Annotated in this window: 16 protein-coding genes and 1 other annotated feature; of the genes, 4 read left to right on the forward strand and 12 right to left on the reverse strand. The window is 40.9% G+C overall.

Features of this window, described 5'->3' with window-relative positions:
- Nucleotides 1–128: 128 nt before the first annotated feature.
- From NST81_RS09915 to NST81_RS09960, 10 genes are all read right to left on the reverse strand, one after another.
- A complete protein-coding gene (locus NST81_RS09915) occupies nt 129–1,298 on the reverse strand; it encodes an ISL3 family transposase (protein WP_341029665.1) in 1,170 nt (389 codons plus the stop codon).
- Nucleotides 1,299–1,823: 525 nt separating this feature from the next.
- Complete coding sequence (gene dapA, locus NST81_RS09920; RefSeq protein ID WP_003352428.1) at nt 1,824–2,696, reverse strand: 4-hydroxy-tetrahydrodipicolinate synthase; 873 nt, start codon at nt 2,694–2,696, stop codon at nt 1,824–1,826.
- Between the two features lie 20 nt (nt 2,697–2,716).
- On the reverse strand, nt 2,717–3,964 hold the full coding sequence (gene dapG, locus NST81_RS09925; RefSeq protein WP_341029668.1) for an aspartate kinase: 1,248 nt from the start codon (nt 3,962–3,964) through the stop codon (nt 2,717–2,719).
- 32 nt (nt 3,965–3,996) lie between these two features.
- Nucleotides 3,997–5,043, reverse strand: a complete 1,047-nt coding sequence (gene asd, locus NST81_RS09930) for an aspartate-semialdehyde dehydrogenase (protein WP_270583314.1) — start codon at nt 5,041–5,043, stop codon at nt 3,997–3,999.
- A gap of 165 nt (nt 5,044–5,208) precedes the next feature.
- Nucleotides 5,209–5,808 carry a dipicolinate synthase subunit B gene (locus tag NST81_RS09935; protein ID WP_328202979.1) on the reverse strand — a complete coding sequence of 200 codons (600 nt, stop codon included), beginning with the start codon at nt 5,806–5,808 and terminating at the stop codon, nt 5,209–5,211.
- The gene (gene dpaA / locus NST81_RS09940; protein ID WP_328202981.1) at nt 5,805–6,710 is read right to left on the reverse strand and encodes a dipicolinic acid synthetase subunit A; all 906 of its coding nucleotides are present in this window, start codon (nt 6,708–6,710) and stop codon (nt 5,805–5,807) included. The genes NST81_RS09935 and dpaA overlap by 4 nt, the downstream gene beginning before the upstream one ends.
- Nucleotides 6,711–6,971: 261 nt before the next feature.
- Nucleotides 6,972–7,211, reverse strand: a complete 240-nt coding sequence (locus NST81_RS09945) for a YlmC/YmxH family sporulation protein (protein ID WP_040340808.1) — start codon at nt 7,209–7,211, stop codon at nt 6,972–6,974.
- Between the two features lie 268 nt (nt 7,212–7,479).
- Complete coding sequence (locus tag NST81_RS09950; protein WP_315968600.1) at nt 7,480–7,728, reverse strand: FeoB-associated Cys-rich membrane protein; 249 nt, start codon at nt 7,726–7,728, stop codon at nt 7,480–7,482.
- Nucleotides 7,664–9,661 carry a ferrous iron transport protein B gene (feoB, locus tag NST81_RS09955; RefSeq protein WP_341029674.1) on the reverse strand — a complete coding sequence of 666 codons (1,998 nt, stop codon included), beginning with the start codon at nt 9,659–9,661 and terminating at the stop codon, nt 7,664–7,666. Before feoB ends, NST81_RS09950 begins: the two co-directional genes overlap by 65 nt.
- On the reverse strand, nt 9,658–9,885 hold the full coding sequence (locus NST81_RS09960) for a FeoA family protein (RefSeq protein ID WP_003352438.1): 228 nt from the start codon (nt 9,883–9,885) through the stop codon (nt 9,658–9,660). Before NST81_RS09960 ends, feoB begins: the two co-directional genes overlap by 4 nt.
- Nucleotides 9,886–10,144: 259 nt before the next feature.
- Here NST81_RS09960 and NST81_RS09965 point away from each other — a divergent pair, with 259 nt between their 5' ends.
- The 3 genes from NST81_RS09965 (at nt 10,145) to NST81_RS09975 (ending at nt 11,740) form a co-directional block, all read left to right on the forward strand.
- Nucleotides 10,145–10,462: a hypothetical protein gene (locus NST81_RS09965; protein WP_048623430.1), complete on the forward strand. Its 318-nt coding sequence runs from the start codon at nt 10,145–10,147 to the stop codon at nt 10,460–10,462.
- A 12-nt stretch (nt 10,463–10,474) separates the two neighbouring features.
- Entirely contained in the window at nt 10,475–11,236 is a 762-nt protein-coding gene (gene yidC, locus NST81_RS09970; protein ID WP_040340837.1) for a membrane protein insertase YidC, read from the forward strand.
- Nucleotides 11,237–11,461: 225 nt separating this feature from the next.
- Nucleotides 11,462–11,740, forward strand: a complete 279-nt coding sequence (locus NST81_RS09975; RefSeq protein WP_003352441.1) for an acylphosphatase — start codon at nt 11,462–11,464, stop codon at nt 11,738–11,740.
- Between the two features lie 900 nt (nt 11,741–12,640).
- On the opposite strand, the gene brnQ is transcribed toward NST81_RS09975, so the two are convergent.
- A complete protein-coding gene (gene brnQ / locus NST81_RS09980) occupies nt 12,641–13,969 on the reverse strand; it encodes a branched-chain amino acid transport system II carrier protein (RefSeq protein WP_341029676.1) in 1,329 nt (442 codons plus the stop codon).
- A 180-nt stretch (nt 13,970–14,149) separates the two neighbouring features.
- Nucleotides 14,150–14,377 (reverse strand) — a binding site (T-box leader).
- 390 nt (nt 14,378–14,767) lie between these two features.
- Here brnQ and NST81_RS09985 point away from each other — a divergent pair.
- Nucleotides 14,768–16,129 (forward strand): IS4 family transposase, encoded by a 1,362-nt coding sequence (locus tag NST81_RS09985; RefSeq protein WP_341029346.1) that lies wholly within the window; start codon nt 14,768–14,770, stop codon nt 16,127–16,129.
- A gap of 30 nt (nt 16,130–16,159) precedes the next feature.
- Here NST81_RS09985 and NST81_RS09990 read toward each other — a convergent pair whose 3' ends face one another.
- Nucleotides 16,160–17,863, reverse strand: a complete 1,704-nt coding sequence (locus tag NST81_RS09990) for an ABC-ATPase domain-containing protein (RefSeq protein WP_048623432.1) — start codon at nt 17,861–17,863, stop codon at nt 16,160–16,162.
- Nucleotides 17,864–17,992 lie beyond the last annotated feature (129 nt).

Here is a 17,992-nt window from a genome sequence, read left to right on the forward strand (position 1 = left end):
TGAAAAAAGGATTCATATCCCCTTTATTATTGAGTTTATAGGAAGAGAAATCTTGTTGTCTAGAAAAAATGGGCTCTATGTCAATTGTTGGGGTACACTTATCGAAGTGCCCCCTTTTTTGTAGTTGACTAGATGAGTGAACATAAAGCTTTATTTCTTAGTCTCTTAAAATTCCGAATGCCATATGACATTCGTTTAATGACCTTTATCTTGTTGTTGATCCCCTCAATAAATCCGTTGGTGTAGGGGAAGAGAAAGGAATTTAAGATCTCCTTTTCCCAGTTTTTGAACGTTCTTTTCATGTATTGATATTCTTCGAGTCCCGATTCCTCTATGACCTTATAGAGGTGCTCAAGGTTTCTTTTGGCGTTTGTTTTGTCACTTTCCTTCAGCCACTTATGGAAGGTCTCTTTTACGATATAGGCCTTCTTTAAGTCAGGGGCCAGTGAAAAGAAATAGTTCAGCTGTTCCATTTCATCTGCATTCAAATGGGCATGTGGCTTATGAAGCAGATAACGCAACTTCTTCATGGATTTACGATCCTTCTCTTGAAAGTTTTTCTGGACTCTCTTCCTTACCCGTTCCAATGCCCAGACATTATGCCGAACATAATGGAATCGATCGACCACCAGAATCGGTTTATCAAAACTTTTCAAAGCGAGCGTCTTGTAGGGCTGCCACATATCCATGACCACCATCTGTATTTTCTCCCTTGGAAGTGTACGGAAGTATTCCTTTAGGGTGGATAGATTCCTGTTAGGAATGATATCGTAAACCCTTCGGTTTACAGGATCGCCAATGATACATTGGTACTTGCCCGTTTCAGAAGTCCCTTTCAATTCATCAATGGCCAGAACTTTCGGGAGGGCCTTATTGTCATAGGAATAGTACTTGTCAAAGAGCCGAATGACGGTGGAATGCCCAAGTCCTGTTTCCTTGGCAACCTGCTTAAAGTTATACTCCCTCACTTTAACCAAAAGAGCTTGGAGGAGTCGTTTCGTGTGGCGCTGGTAACGCTCTAGAAAAGAATAGGGTTCGTAGAACCGTTTTCCACAGGACTTACATCTGTATCGGCGCTTTCTCAAGATGAGAAAACAATATTTTTCAAAGACCTTTACATCACGAATCTTTTGAATTCGATCATCATGGACAGAGGAAGTTTCCTTCTGACAGCAGGGGCATTTTTGAACTTTTACAGGCGTTTGAATATGGATTTCAAAGTGAGTGATTTGATCCTCTACATGAGTGATTTCAACATCTTCTAACCCAAGCAGTTTTGTGATAAAATGAGAATGCATTTACGAAATCTCCCTTTCGATGTAGTCGCCAACTATCATTTTAAAGGGAGATCTTCGTAAGTGCTTTTATTTTCCCTGAAAAGTCTCTTAACCCCAACATTTAGTATAGAACCAAAAAATGAAAAGGTTTGATCCTTCACGTTTCCATATAAAAAACAGGAACTGGTTAAGCTCGTGTTCTTTATATCAGAAAATGTGAGGACCAAACCTTTATCGAGAACGATATCTATCTTACGGGATATTCCCATTTCTTCAGGGTGACGAACGAATCTACTTTGATTTTGACCAAATGATGGTCGATTCTCCTTATTTTCATCACCGCAAGTATATTTCACGTCCTAAGCACACATGGTACGAGCAACATTTCTTCACGTTCAAACGATGTTGTTCTTATATTTCATATCCCAATTATTAAAGAGACAAAAAACGAAAACATTCCGATTGAAAAACACGTCCATTCCCCGAATGAAGGACTCCTGCAGTTCACGTAATCTCTCTATTCCAGAAATAAAAAAGCGGAAGTTTTTATAAACGATTGAGCAATTCTGCCAGTTTGTTTCGTTCCTCTTCCGTTAACGGCACAAGCGGAAGACGTACAGGTCCCGGATCCATTCCTTTCATTTGCAGTGCTGTTTTGACCGGAACAGGACTCGGCGCAGCAAACAGCCCTCGCATAAGAGGAAGAAGTTTTTGATGAAGTTTTGCCGCTTTGGAAAGATCACCGTCGAAAAAGGCCGTAATCATTTCCTGCATTTCATTTCCCACAATATGGGAAGCAACCGAGATAACTCCGTTTCCTCCGATCGCTAAAACAGGAAGCGTCAAAGCATCATCTCCACTGTAAAGGGCAAAATCATCGTCTGTATTGGCGATAATTTCTGCCATTGCATCTAAGTTTCCGCTCGCTTCTTTTACTGCCACTATATTAGGAATACGAGACAGCCTAATCACCGTTTCAGGCTGCAACGTAACACCTGTTCTCCCCGGTACGTTGTAAAGGATGATCGGCAAAGAAGTTGCTTCTGCAACTGTTTTGTAATGTTGGTACAACCCTTCTTGATTCGGCTTATTATAATATGGGGTCACGAGCAGAATTGCATCTACTCCGACTTCCTCTGCTTTTTTCGTCAACTCAACAGTAGCTTGTGTATTGTAGGAGCCAGTACCGGCAATGATCGGTACGCGCCCGTTTGCTACTTTTTTAACGTGTTGAAACAGAGCGATTTTTTCTTCCGTTGTTAAAGTGGGCGATTCTCCCGTCGTGCCTGAAACAACAAGAGAATCCGTCCCATTTTCAATCAAATATTCGACCAGCTGAGTTGTTTTTCGGAAATCTATATTTCCTTTTGAATCAAAGGGTGTAACCATTGCGGTCGAAATCCGACCTAAAGAAACCATCTTTTTTCCCCCTCTTTTTTTTAAATGTTGATGGTTGCTTCGTATTCATTTTGTTCATCTTCTAAATGAAAAGCACTGTGCAAAGCATTTACTGCTTTAACAAGATCTTCTTTTTTGACAAGCACCCAAATGGTGGTATGGCTATCCGCTGATTGCAATATCCGTACTCCTTCTTCAGACAGAGCGGTCACAATCTTCGCTGTAACTCCAGGAACTCCCGTCATTCCGGCTCCTACAACCGAAACTTTCGCGCATCCTTTTTCGACAGTAGGCTCATAACCAAGTTCATTCAAAATGGTCACAGCCCGATCGGCCATGTCTTCTTGCACAGTGTATACCACACCTGTCGGCGAAATATTGATAAAATCAACGCTGATTTTTTCATTAGCCATCGCTTTAAACACTTCAGACTGCAAATCATATTGATCTTTTTTCGCTTTCACTTTGATTTGTGCTATATCAGAGACATGAGCGATTCCAGTCACTAGCCTTTCTTTTATATCGGTGCCTTTATTCTGTTTGCTCAGCGTTGTGACAAGCGTTCCTACTTCATCGGAGTATGTGGAACGAATGCGGATTGGCACTTTCGCCTGCATGGCAATTTCTACTGCACGCGGATGAATGACTTTTGCTCCTTGATAGGCCATATTGCATACTTCATTATAAGTAACAACCGATAAAGGCCGAGCATTTTCGACAATACGAGGATCAGCCGTCATAATCCCATCCACGTCCGTGAATATGTCGATCCATTCTGCGCCTAATGCAGCTCCAAGTGCAGCCGCAGACGTATCACTACCGCCACGTCCGATAGTTGTGATCTCACCGTATTTGTCAGCACCTTGGAATCCGGCGACTACAACCGCATCGTGAGTTTCCAGTTCCTTTTTAACCCGATCACATTTCATTTCCAGAATCTTCGCATTGGTATAATCGCTGTTTGTCAAGAAGCCGGCCTGCGCCCCTGTAAGAGCGACAGCGGAAATATCGTGCTCGAGAAGCATATTCGTAAAGACAAGGCTAGAAATGATTTCTCCGCACGACATTAGCAAATCTTGTTCGCGTTTGCTTAGCTTAGTCCGCGCCCCTTCCACCAGGGAAAGGAGCGTATCAGTCGCATACGGCTCTCCTTTGCGCCCCATGGCGGAAACGACAACGACTACTTTATATCCTTCATTAATTGCTTTTTGAATATGTCTTTTTGCGCTTAATCGTGACTTTTCATCACGTACAGATGTCCCGCCGAATTTTTGTACCACTATTTTCAATTGACTACACCTCGGCATTCCATTCAAGTTGTTTACTTCAATAATCCCATTTCAATTAAAGTTTCAGCGATTTGGACAGAATTCCATGCTGCTCCTTTTAATAGGTTATCAGAAACGACCCACATATGGAAGCCCTTCTCTTCATCTAAATCTTTGCGGATTCGTCCTACAAACACTTCATTCTTTCCGACGGAATCAGCAGGCATCGGATAAATTTGTTCAGCTGGATCGTCCTGTAAAACCGCTCCTGGTGCAGTCTTAATCAACTCTTGTATGTCGCGGGCTGTGACTCCTTCTTTTTCAATTTCGAAATAAACGGATTCAGAGTGCCCGACAGCTACCGGCAATCTCACACAGGTTGCGGCAATTTTCAACTCAGGCAAATGCATGATTTTTTTTGTTTCATTGATCATTTTCATTTCTTCAAACGTAAAGCCATTATCCTGAAATTTATCAATTTGCGGAATGGCATTAAAGGCAATTTGATAATGTTTTGGATCTGAAGCAACGGGCAAAACGGCCGGTGTAAATTCTTCTCCATTGATAATGGCTTTCGTTTGTTCATTCAATTCGTTGATGGCTTTGGCTCCCGCTCCTGATACAGCTTGGTAAGTAGAAACGATTACTTTTTTCAGCCCGTATTTTTGGCGAATCGGTTCAAGCGCGACTACCATTTGGATAGTGGAGCAGTTTGGATTGGCAATAATTCCTTTATGTTTCTTTAAATCTTCTTTATTCACTTCAGGTACCACTAACGGAACTTCCGGATCCATCCGAAAAGCGCTTGTATTGTCTATGACAACTGCTCCTCTTTTAGCAGCTTCCGGGGCGAGCTGTTTTGAGACGCTTCCTCCTGCGCTAAACAATGCAATATCTACGCCTTCAAAACTTTCCGGCTTAGCTTCTTGAACAGTAATCTCCTCATTTTTAAACGTAAGGGTCTTTCCCGCTGATCGGGAAGAAGATAAAAGTGTCAGTCTCCGAATTGGAAAATTTCGCTTTTCCAACGTTTCAATCATTCGTTGTCCTACTGCACCTGTTGCGCCAACTACTGCTACGTGAAAACCATTGTTCGTCAATCTAATCTTCTCCTTCCAGTTTCTCCTTATTACGCGTCGTAAACGTAAGGGAAACGAACAGCTCCTTAAGACATAACATATTCCTTGAATTGTTATTATTTTATCACATTAAAAGATAATGAGAATACTAATTTAAAAAAGTTGTTGAAAATGAGGAGATTTTACTTACACGCTGTCATGGAACCTTTCAATAATCACTGGCTGAAGTTGTTTTCCTTCCAAAGCTTTTTCTACTGTCTCCTGCAACAAAGACATACGTGCTACCATAGAAGTCGGCTTTTGGACAGGATCATCTTGACCAAACGGGATAAAAAAGATATTTTTCGATGCCATTAAACGCATAATATTCACCCCGTTTAATCCAAGAGCATCATTCGTAGATATACCAAGAACAACCGGTTTTTGATTTCGCAGAGTCGCTTTAGCCGCCATCAGCACCGGTGAATCTGTCAATGCATTGGCAAATTTACTGATCGAGTTTCCCGTCATCGGTGCAATAATCATGCAATCGAGCGGTTTTTTCGGTCCGAGCGGTTCCGCTTCCACAATAGTGTTTATGACTTTATTGCCTGTTACTTTCTCTATTTTCTTTACCCATTCTTCTCCTTCACCAAATCTCGTGGATGTATTTTGGACGGTATATGTTACAATCGGCACCACTTCTGCTCCTGTCTTCGTCAGTTTTTCCAATTCCGGAAACACCTCATCATACGTGCAGTGCGATCCTGTCAATCCGAAACCAATTCGTTTTCCTTTTAACGTCATAAGGAAATATTCTCCCTTCGTTTAAAAACATCTTCTTTTAAAAGCTTTGCCAACACATTGGCCAAAATTTGCCCGGCTGTTTTGGGAGCGACTATTCCCGGAAGACTGAGTGCCGATATGGCTTTTATCCCTCGTTTTTCCGCATAGCGAAAATCGGTTCCTCCCGGTTTGGAAGCTAGATCGATGATTATGGTATGAGATGGCATGTTGGCAATTACGGAAGCCGTTACTACTAAATGCGGAATAGTATTGATGACAATATCCGCATCACGAACCATATTTTTTAAATCTTTATGATGGAAAGGCGTCATTCCCATTTCAGATATTCTTGCTAAATGCTCACTTTTTCTTGCCCCCACTTTCGTATTTGCCCCCAATTGATCAAAGGCTCTTGCTACACTCATCCCGACTCTGCCAAAGCCGAGAACGACGACATTCGAACCGTGAATCGTGAAATCTGTATTTTGAATAGCAATCATAATCGCTCCTTCAGCGGTTGGAATCGAGTTATAAATAGCGACATCATCACGTTCAAATAATTTGACCAATTTTCGGTTTGTTCTTTTGGTTAAATCGTTCAAGTATTGATTGCTAATACCTGAATAAACGGTGCAATGTTGGGGAGTGGCTTGGAGCATATCTTTTGTAAGGACAACCCGCTCATCAGAAAAAATGGTTTCAACCACTCCCTCATGATTGGTTCCCGCTACAGGCAATATGATGGCATCAATTTCGAAAAAAGGAATGTCCTCCATTTTCTCTTTCACAGCCCCGGGATAAGCATGATTCAATTGTTCAAATCCGGCTAAAAACAATTTGGCGTCTAATTCTGTTAATTTTGTGATGATTTCCAATTCGCGGGCATCTCCGCCGATTACTGCAATTTGCATGCCTGTTAACATATTGAACCCCCTTTGATGATCATAAGCTCTATATTTACTTTTTTATTGTATGAAGATGGGTATCAATAGGTGTAATGAGGAGGAATTTTGCGGAGAATCAGGACAGCTTTTTCGTTTTCCGGTGTTTTTATAAAAGAAACTCATTTTCACCCACTAGAGAATGCGTGTCAGCATGCAGTCTAAAACGGAGGCATTTCCTTTCATAAACAAAAAAAGATCTGGTTCACCCGAAGGATTTGAACCAGACCTTTTTGTAATCTATTAAGACTGTTCAGGCACTTCTAATATAATCATATCAGAGCCGATCGTTTTGATACGTTGCCATGGCACGCGAATCTCGGCATTCTGTTTTTTAACCAGCCGTTTACCGGTTGGAATAACCAATTCATAGATTTGGCCGGTTTTTTCGTTAAATTCCAAGTCCGTTTGCCCTAAGACACCAAGTCTTTCTGCTTTTTTCAAATCGACGATTTCTTTTCCGCTTAATTCGCTAAGTCGCATATTCATCACCTTTAATCCCTTTTACTACAATGTATCAGCCGAAATAAAAATTTAGAACTGGAAACGAAAGTGGAAGAAACCTTTTTGTCGCGCTCAAAACGTTTGAAAGATTTGATCCTTTTATATTTGATAGAAGAAATGTTTATTAAAAAAGAACCCGCCATTAAGCGGATTCTGTCCATTATCATCTTTATCGCCCATATTCCGATACAATTTCAATGGCATGAAATAAAAAGTCCATACGTGTTTTTTTATTCCTGGTATAACGTCAATGAGAGATAGACTCTTTCTTGACCGTTTCACATTTCGTTGTGCATTTGTCTTTTAGAGAACAGTGAGCACAATACCCGCCTTGTTTCGTTCTTTGAATATATCGATATAAAGTGTATCCAGCATAGCCGAAAACCACTGCCCCAATGAAACTACTGATGATCATCACGCCTTCACTTCCTTTAGATGAATAGTTGTCCGCCTTGATAAATGATGAAAGATAATAGATAGGCAATAGCCAATCCATATCCGATCGAAAAGAACGTCCACTTTTTCGAACCCGTTTCGTGTCGAATGGCAGCAACCGTCGCCACACATGGGACATACAGCAAAATAAATACGATAAAACTATAAGCGGATAACGGAGTAAAGTTCCCCGTAATAACGCCTTTTAAGGACGAGGTGTTTGCCGCATGGTAAATAATATTCATCGTCGACACGACCACTTCTTTTGCCAGAAAACCTGTTAGTAAACTGCTAGCCGCCTGCCAAGTACCAAATCCCAGCGGAACAAGCAAAGGAGCGATTAAACCGCCAATTTTCGCTAAAAAGCTTTCGTCCATAGAAACCCCAATGCCTCCGGGACCCATATAAGAAAGCAGCCAAATAAACACCGAGCCTCCAAAAATAAACGTACCCGCCTTGCGTACAAAGCCTTTGCCTTTATCCCAAGTACTGAGCCATAGCGTTTTCCATTGTGGTACTCGATACGGCGGAAGTTCAATGACAAAAATGGAAGCTTCGTTTTTTAGAACGGTGCTGGAGAACAATTTTGCCAATAAGAATGCGACCGAGATTCCAAGTACATATAATGAGAACACGATTTCCCCTTGATGATGATCAAAAAACGCTCCCGTAAACAAGGCATAGACGGGAAGCCTTGCCGAACAGGACATGAGAGGCGTCAGTAAAATCGTAAGCAGCCGTTCTTTCGGCTGTTCGATCGTTCTCGCGGTCATCACGCCGGGGACGTTGCAACCGAAACCAATGACCATCGGAATAAAAGCTTTGCCGTTTAGTCCGACTTTTTCCATCAATCGGTCCATCACTAACGCCGCTCGAGCCATATACCCGGAATCTTCAAGGAAAGAAATAAAGAAAAATAACACAAAAATTTGCGGTATAAACACTAAAACTCCACCGACTCCTCCGACAATTCCATTAAGCACCAACGCCCGCACAAACGGCCCGGCATGGATCGAAACCAACAATTGTTTCATCCACTTTGTAAGCGGACCGTTAAAAAAACGGTCCAACATGTCCGAAAGCGGAGTACCGATCCAATTAAACGTCATCATAAACAATAAATACATAAAAGCGAGAAAGATCGGAACCCCCAAAATTTTATGAGTAAGAACGTCATCTATTCGTTTTGTCCAGTTGACGGCGGATGCTTTCTCCTCCATGACGACGCATTCGTTGACGATTTGACTGATCCAATTTTTTCTTGTATTGAATATCGAACGGCTCACCGTGGAGTCGCCATGTTTTTTCAGCTCCTGACTGACCGCCTCAATCTGCTGTTTCAGCTCTTCTTCTGAAATCCATTCTTGAGCAAATTCCATCGCATATGGATTTTGTTCAAGCAAATGCAGAGCCAGCCACCGCGCCGAAAAAGGCAGATTCTCCGGCAACAAACGAACGATCGAATCAATGGCCCTTTCTACCATATCACCATAGAAAATAGCAATAGGCTTTGTTTGAATCGTTTGATTTAATAACACGCTAATTTCCTGACATCCCTCTCCTTTTCGAGCAATGACGGGGATAACAGGCACACCCAATCGTTTGGAAAGAAGCCGGTCATCAATTTTCAAACCTCTCCGCTCTGCAACATCGACCATATTTAGGCAAAGAATAAGCGGTTTTCCGTATTCCAGAAGTTGGACTGTCAACTGCAAATTCCGTTCCAATAACGATGCATCTACAATATTTAATAGTGTTTGCGGATGTTCATGAAGCATATATCGAATGACAACCGCTTCGTCTTTTGATAGAGGATGAAGTGAGTATACTCCCGGTAAATCGATTAAAAATCCATCTTCTGTTTTTAACTTGCCAATCTTTTTCTCAATCGTCACACCGCTCCAGTTTCCCACGTGTTCGTAGGAACCGGTCAAGCTGTTGAACAAAGAAGTTTTTCCGGTATTCGGATTTCCGATGAGTGCTGTCTGGCTCATATCTTTTTCACCTTAATTTTCCTGGCATCTTTGCGACGAATTCCAATCATTTGACCGGAGCATTCTAATAGACATGGTCCTCCAATCGGCAAAATGCGGTGTAATGTCACATATGATCCTTCGTCTAACCCTATATGCAATAAACGCTTTTTCACAAGTTGCTGTACTCCTTCTAAAGTAGTGATATAAGCGCTTTCTCCTTCTTTCAATTCAGTTAGCGTCATAACCAAACCCTTCCTTTAAAATGAACGAGCACTTTTCATCCATTTGATTCTCATGAAATTACAAAATCGAATTAAGAATGATAATACTTCTCAATAACTCTCAATTCATTTTAACACGAATAAGAAACATAGGGAAAATCATTTTTTTGAAATTTTCTTTAAAAGGAATAGGGATCTTTCAAGCAGCATGTTTCATAATTAATTGAATACAAATGAATTTTCATGTATAATTTTTTTAGTTTGCAAAAGGAGAGTCGCCATGATAACGATTATGAGTGATAATTTGACGGATCTTGCCTTTTACTCTCTCTATATGAGCTTGGTTCTCCATTTTGTGTTCGCGTTGACTCTTCATTGGATTGTCAAGTACTCTTCGAAGAAAACATGCTACACAATAGCTGAACGGACAACTCAAGAAACGGTATTGCTTTCCATCAAGCAAAATACCATTCTCCCTGCCGTTCGGTTTGTGTCTTGGTTGCCGAAGTCTGTTTGCCGAAAAGAATCGGCGCGTGATAACGAAGATCATTATATTCCTTCTCTTTCTGCCGCATCTGTTTGGAATTTTTCTTATTGAGGAGGATGTATGTTGAAAAAATACTTTTCGTTATTGACCTTTATTCTTTTTTCTTCTGTTCTTTTATCCGGATGTTCCAGCGCCCAACAAAAGGGACATTTTTTTCATGATTACTTTGTAGAACCATTCGTAAAATTGATTCATGCCATCGGTTCCTTTTTGGGCGGAAATTATGCTTTAGCGATCATCGTGATCACGTTGCTTGTGCGAATTATATTGATGCCGCTTATGTTGAACACCATGAAAAAACAGCAAGAAATGAAAGAAAAAATGGATAAAATTAAACCGGAAGTGGAAAAAATTCAGAAACGCATAAAATCGGCTAAAACAAAAGAAGAGCAGATGAAGCTGCAGCAAGAAATGATGCAGCTATATCAAAAACACGAAATCAATCCTTTTTCAATGGGCTGCCTTCCGATTGTGATCCAAATGCCGATTTGGATGGCTCTCTATTATGCAATCCGAATTTCTGAGGATATTAAAAAAGCGGACTTTTTATGGTTTAAATTAGGACATCCTGATATTCCCATGGCCATTATCGCCGGAATTATGTACTATTTCCAATTCCGTGTTTCCATGATAGGTGTTCCGGAAGACCAGAAAAAACAAATGCAAATCATGGGGCTAATGTCTCCGTTGATGATTTTGTTCATTTCGTTCTCAACCCCGGCTGCACTGCCGCTTTACTGGGCTGTCAGCGGATTGTTTCTAATTGGACAAACATGGTTGTCGAAGAAATTTTACGAAAAACAAAAAGCACGTGAAGGACAATAAAAAACGATTCATTTTGAACTTATAAACGGGCTGACTGCTAGTAAAGTCAGTCCGTTTTTCATTGCTTTCCCGATCCCAATCAGCCTTTATCCTGTGATAAAATAAAAATAAATTCTCGGTCAAGGTGCTATTTTCGGAAAACTATGAAATTGAATTTTCTACCTTTCTATTCTTTAGGAGGATGTTTTCACAAAAAAACCCCGCAATGACGAGGAGGATCAGATTATGATGAAACGACTTTTTATTAAAGTATACGGAAAAGTTCAAGGTGTAGGATTCCGTTATTACACACAACAAAAAGCCCAACAATTAGGTCTGAAAGGCTGGGTGCGAAACGAAATGGATGGATCTGTCGAAATAGAAGCCGAAGGGGATGAAATGCCTCTGTCCGAGTTGATTTCTTTCATCAAAAAAGGAGCCAGCCCCCACGGAAGAGTAGATCAAATCGAAGTTGTCGAAAAAGAACCGAAAGAAAATGAAAAGAAATTTACCATCCAATACTAATTCAAAAAGAATCTCTTGAACTCACAAAAAATGACAATCTGTTTGTTGCAACAGGATCATACAGATAGGTCATTTCCTCCTGCATTTAACGATTCTTGGGATCCCTCGAATGGCGATCATACGTCTTTCCCGTAAACCTGTTCCATGCAGAAACAACGCCTCTCATGAATCGAGTAGGAGGGAGCGATTAACTCCCGTCCTCTCACACCACCGTACGTACGGTTCCGTATACGGCGGTTCAATTAAGATAATTGACGCAAGTCTTTATAACTTCCGTGAATAGCTGTTCTCTTTATGCCAGTGGTCACTCCACCCTCCAAGAGGTCTCCCACGGGATTCACCGCTTCCTCCCTCAAGTGAGGTACTACGTTTTCTGTGTTCATCATGACTCACTGAATACCAAGGGCTATTCTCTCTTAATTGTTCGGTCCTTCTTAGTTGTTCTAGACCAACTAATACTATGACCTCTGCTGACTTCTGACGGTTCAGCTACTTATCACTAAGTAGGTTATGAAGAGTACTTCACATATCCGCCAGACCTCCCCGGGTAAGTACATGCACTTTCACACCATCTATCCGCCTCATTTACTCGATATGACCTTCGACAGAAAGAGCTTTGTTTTGTTATGCAAACTCACTCCATCATACCTAGCCTTATATGAGGTTCGTGTTCCTCGGACCGGTGTTTTGCCTCCAGCTTCCTTCAGATTCCGCGTCACCACGGACACCCTTGCTCTTGGCTAACCTCTACTTCTGTCTTCGGGGTTCGGGACTTACACCCTATAGTTCATGTACATGCCGGGCGCACATGAAGAATGGCTGTCGACTTTGTCGGCAGCCATTCTTTCTATATGGTCCGTTTATATAGCAAAAACGAAATGATGCTGTTTTGTGTGAACGTTACTGTTTCATTTTAGCAGGTGTCCATTTTTTCTCAGTACGAGAAGAAGATAAGACCCATCCGATGATTCCTCCGAGAATCGAAGGCAAAAGCCACCCTAATCCTACGGAAAACAACGGAACCCAAGACAAGGAATGATTCAGCCATTCCCAATTGAATCCGAATGCTTTCAAACCATCATATAAACTGATAACGGCCGTAAAAAGAATGGCCCCTTGATAAACACGTTCAGAAATGCCTTTGGAATAATGATCTATGAAAGACAAAACGATTAATACGATGGCCAAAGGGTAAATCATGCTTAGAATCGGAACGGAAATGGAGATGATTTGATTAAGGCCTATATTCGAAATCAAAAAACTGATAATCGTAATCAAAATGACAAATTTTTTATATGAAACAGCAGGCAATCGTTCCGCAAAAAACTGGGCACATGCCACCACTAATCCAATACAAGTCGTTAATACAGCCAGCGCCACAATGATGCCGAGAAGAACTTTACCTCCTGCCCCAAAAAGAAGGCTAGCTGCTTTGGACAGGATTTCTCCCCCATTTTCGAAAGAACCGTGTGTGGCCATTTTAACCCCGATATAACCTGTTCCAATATAAACAAGCGCCAATCCCGAACCAGCGATTACTCCGGCTTTGACCGTCATCGCCACCATTTTCTTGCCATTTTTAATTCCTCTTTCCTTAAGTGCATTGACGACCACGATGCCAAATGCTAAAGCGGCAATGGCATCCATCGTTAAATACCCTTCCATAAACCCTTTTGCTAAAGGGGCATGCGAGTACTCAGCAGACGGCGGCTGAATGGAACCATCCAACTTTAAGAAACCCGTCACACATAAAACAGCGATAGAGGCAAGCAGGAGCGGAGTCAATAATTCGCCCACTCGATCGACCATTTTCGATGGATTTAAACTTAACCAAAGGATCAAGATAAAAAAGATGATGCTGAATAAAAATAAGCTAATGGAACCTGCTTCGTTCGATAAAAATGGTTTGACACCCATTTCAAATGCAACATTCGCACCGCGCGGAATGGCAAAAAACGGTCCAATTACTAAATAAATCACCACGGCAAAAAACAGCGCAAAACGTGGATGGACCTTTTCAGCAATCGAAAGGACCCCGTTTCTGGACAACGCAACCGCCGCCACTGCTATAATGGGCAGCCCTACTCCCGTGATGATAAATCCAGCAATGGCTGACCAAAAAGACCGTCCTGATTGGATTCCTAATAAAGGAGGAAAAATTAAATTTCCCGCTCCAAAAAACAGCGCGAAAAGCATAAGCCCTACAACCCATAACTCTTTTCTTTTCATAACGTTTCCCCTTTCTCTATGTTGTAATCTGAATGATGAATTAGTGGTACTGGATTAAAAAAACATTTACTCCGACAAGTCAGACGCCAAAGCAAAATTTTATTTTCTCCTTTCGATGAGCTGGCTGCCTGATTCCAGTACTCTATTAGAATATTTTTTCAATAAAAAAACTCGTCCAGTTGAAGGGACGAGTCGAATCGCGGTACCACCCTAATTCCGTATATATACGGCACTTTAGAAGACGCATCATACGTCTAGTCTTGGTAACGGAAGAAACCGGCAATGCTTACTGTTCTCTTTCAGCATGGCGTCTCCAAGAGGATCTTCAGTATAAGTCTGTTCATCGGCTCCCACCTATCCCGACTCTCTGGTGAACAGATATTTATCTGCCCTTTATATTATGGTTATCCGGAATAATAAAGGGCAGATAAATCGAACCGTTTTGTGACAAAACCATGGTTCGCATTATACCTACTCTTCTTTTCATCGACTTTCACTAATTGTTTATCATCATAACAATCATTAAAATTATTGTCAATACAATTTTTTGAATTTTTTCAAAAGCTAAATTTTTCGATTCATATAATTCAAGTGGCTATTGTTCAATTTTTTTACCAATATGCCTTTTCTAATATACTCAACTTTCGCAGTCCAAAATCTTGTTTAAATGCTTGATGTAAATGGGTTTTGGAAGTACAAAATTATCATTTGACATTTTTTAAAACATAAAGAAAGACACCTATTCTTTTGGTAAAATATTGGTGACGAAACCAAATCCAAAAGAAAGGTGTCACCACTATGATAACGAATAAAGACTACTTTGCGCAATTACCAAAAGAAATTAAACAAGGATTTTCCGAATTAAATATTGGATATCATTTAAGAAAAGCGAATATTACGAAACTTTCCGGGTATTCTTGTCTTACTGTTTTCAAACTGATTTTTCTTTTAGTCTTCCAATATAAGAACTGGTTTCGTGCTTTTATGAGTAAACGATCTCAGGATCTGCCCGGAAAGGATACAGTCTATCGCTTTTTAAATACACCAACCTATCATTGGAGAAAGTTTCTGCTTTCATTAAGCAGTGAAATGATCCGTCTGCTTCAACCATTAACTTCAAAAGATCGTGTCACAGCTTTTGTGATTGATGATTCTGTCTTTTCAAGAAACCGTAGTAAGTCGGTTGAACTGTTGGCTAAGGTTTTTGATCACTCTACCCATCAGTACTTGAAAGGGTTTCAAATGCTTACCCTTGGCTGGACCGATAGTTTTACTTTTATTCCCGTTGATTTTGCTCTTCTAAGTTCACCGAAAAAGGAAAATCGCCTGCAAGAAATCAATACCAATATTGATAAACGAACATCTGGCTATAAGCGTCGCCAGGAAGCTCTGAAATCAAAACCGGACGTGGCTTCAGCTTTACTTGATCATGCGCTTGAAAAAGGGATTATAGCTGACTATGTTCTCATGGATTCCTGGTTTACACAAGCGCCTTTAATTGAGAAGATTACGAACAAAGGGTTATTTGTCATTGGCTTGGTGAAGCAATTAAAGCAGCGATACGTTTACAATGGTGAACGTTTCACACTGAATCAACTTTACAAATTGGCAAAACCTCACATGGGTAAAAAAGACATTCGCGGATCCGTTTATGCTACTTTAGACAATGGAATTCCAGTAAAAATTCTATTTGTACGAAACCGTAATAAACGGAGCGAATGGCTTGCCATTCTCAGCACAGATACAACATTAGAAAATGAAGAGATCATTCGTATTTACGGCATGCGTTGGGACATTGAAGTCTTCTTCAAATGCAATAAATCCCTTTTAAATTTAGAGAAAGAATTCCAGGGACGTTCCTACGACATGTTAATTAGCCATACAACCATTGTTTTTACACGATATATTCTCATTGCTTGGCAAATGCGAAAAGAGGAGGATCCTAAGACGATTGGCAACCTTTTTTACATCCTTTGCGAAGATGTAAAAGACATAGATTTTATTACTGCCCTTCAATCACTTATTGACCTTTTCCAAACTTTGGCGGAAGCCGAGGTTTCTTTGAACATGGACATCTTTAAAAATCAAATGAATAAATGGTTGGCCACTATACCTAATTATATCAAGCAATGCTTAAATATTACTGTGTGCGAAAGTTGAGTAATATATTATTTAAAAATATTCTATGATTCAACAATGAATTTTTAATGATCGCATCCGATTGAGAGCAGCAGCAATTTCCAATGCTCTCGGCCGTGCTAGTTCACCGGGGTTTTTCGGGAAGCTTGAAAAAGAAGCAAGCCCCTCCTCATTCATTTTTCTTTCCACGATCAACAGGAGTTCAGAAACAGTCATTCTTTTTTTCAAAAATCCCTTTTTTTCTATCCAATGGAGAATTTCTGCGATCATAGCTGTCTGGCTAGGATGGACAATTTGTTCCACCGCTTGAAGAGAGACGGATTCATGACCGTACAGAATTTCGTATTTTCCTTTTGCCGCTGCCTTCTCTTTTTTTCCTTTCCTGCAGTTTAGCGATTGAGGCAACGGGATGCGGCTTTGAAATTCTCCAAATGTTTCTCCACCTTCTCGAATACGCTGAGTAGAAAAACGTTTGGCAATTTCTTTTGCTTGCTTGGTTACATCAAACGGCAAGTAGTGATCCATTTTTATGACAACATCGGCCACATCCAAGTAGTCTCCTGAACCACCTAATACGAGAATGGTGGACACTCCATGTTGTGTAAATAATGAACGTACCTTATCTACAAATGGCGTGATCGGTTCGTGTTCTTTCGAAATAAGGGCCTGCATTCTGGCATCACGGATCATGAAATTAGTCGCAGAAGTATCCTCGTCCATTAAAAGAACTTTGGCACCGGCTTCTAATGATTCCATAATATTGGCGGCTTGCGACGTACTTCCACTCGCATTTTCGGTGCTAAAATGCAATGTATCTTTTTCAAAAGGAAGATTTTGAATAAAAGGTTCGATATTGACCGACGCCACGCTTCTTCCATCTTCCGACCGAATTTTCACGGCGGTTTCATCCGTTAAGACAAACTCTCTGCCATCCCCTTCAATATGGTTATAAATTCCTTTTTCAATTGCTTGAAGCAGCGTGCTTTTGCCATGGAAACCGCCGCCGACGATCAATGTCACCCCTTTCTTAATTCCCATCCCCACAATGGGTTCCGTACGATGAGGAAGCGAAATGCTCACTTCCAGTTCTTTCGGACTCTTAAAGGGTATGGCCTTTTCTTTCGACACCGGCAAATCGCTTATCCCGCTCTCGCGCGGCAAAATCGATCCGTTGGCAATAAAAGCAATATAATCATGTTCTTTCATCCATTTGCGGATGGCAAATTGCTGGTCACATAATCGAACCACTTGGTCAAAATCAGCTTTTGAAGCGGAATAGACTGCTTCTTTCACGATTTTCGGAAGATCTTGAAAGAAAATGGTTTCCGCTTCTCTTCCTAAAATCGTTCTGCCACGCGCCGGCAGCCCCACTGTTAAGCAAATAGAAAGCGTTTGATGAATCTGAACAGCGGTTCTTTCTAAAATTTCTTGTCCCGGAACGTCAATACGAATTTGTCCGCTTTTTCCAGATCCCATTCCTGTCTGTCGTCTTTTCTTTAATGAATGGGCTATTCTCCGCGCCAATAAATCTTCACAATAGATCTTTCGTCTCTTCGGACTGTAATGATCCTTTTTTAAATTCAACTTTTGAAGTGGAACGATTAACCGGATTTTCGTCGGAGTCGCAAACGGGTCTTTTTGGACATGGTCGACGATGAGCGTATAATCCGGAAAACGGTACTCTCCGCGTAATCGCTGGTAGGAAGAATAGCCTTTTCCATCTATTTGTCGCAATATTTGTTTCATATGTTCCATCTGATTATCTCCCTCTTCTCTAGCCAAAATTGGACATGAACAAGATATCAGCTGCGCGCCAAATCCGCTTTTTATACCGATTGATTGATGATTCAAGAAGGAATTCTTTTTGCCAATAGCAAGTATTTC

This window comes from Bacillus sp. FSL W8-0223 (assembly GCF_038006805.1).
Taxonomy (GTDB): domain Bacteria; phylum Bacillota; class Bacilli; order Bacillales; family DSM-4216; genus Bacillus_O; species Bacillus_O smithii.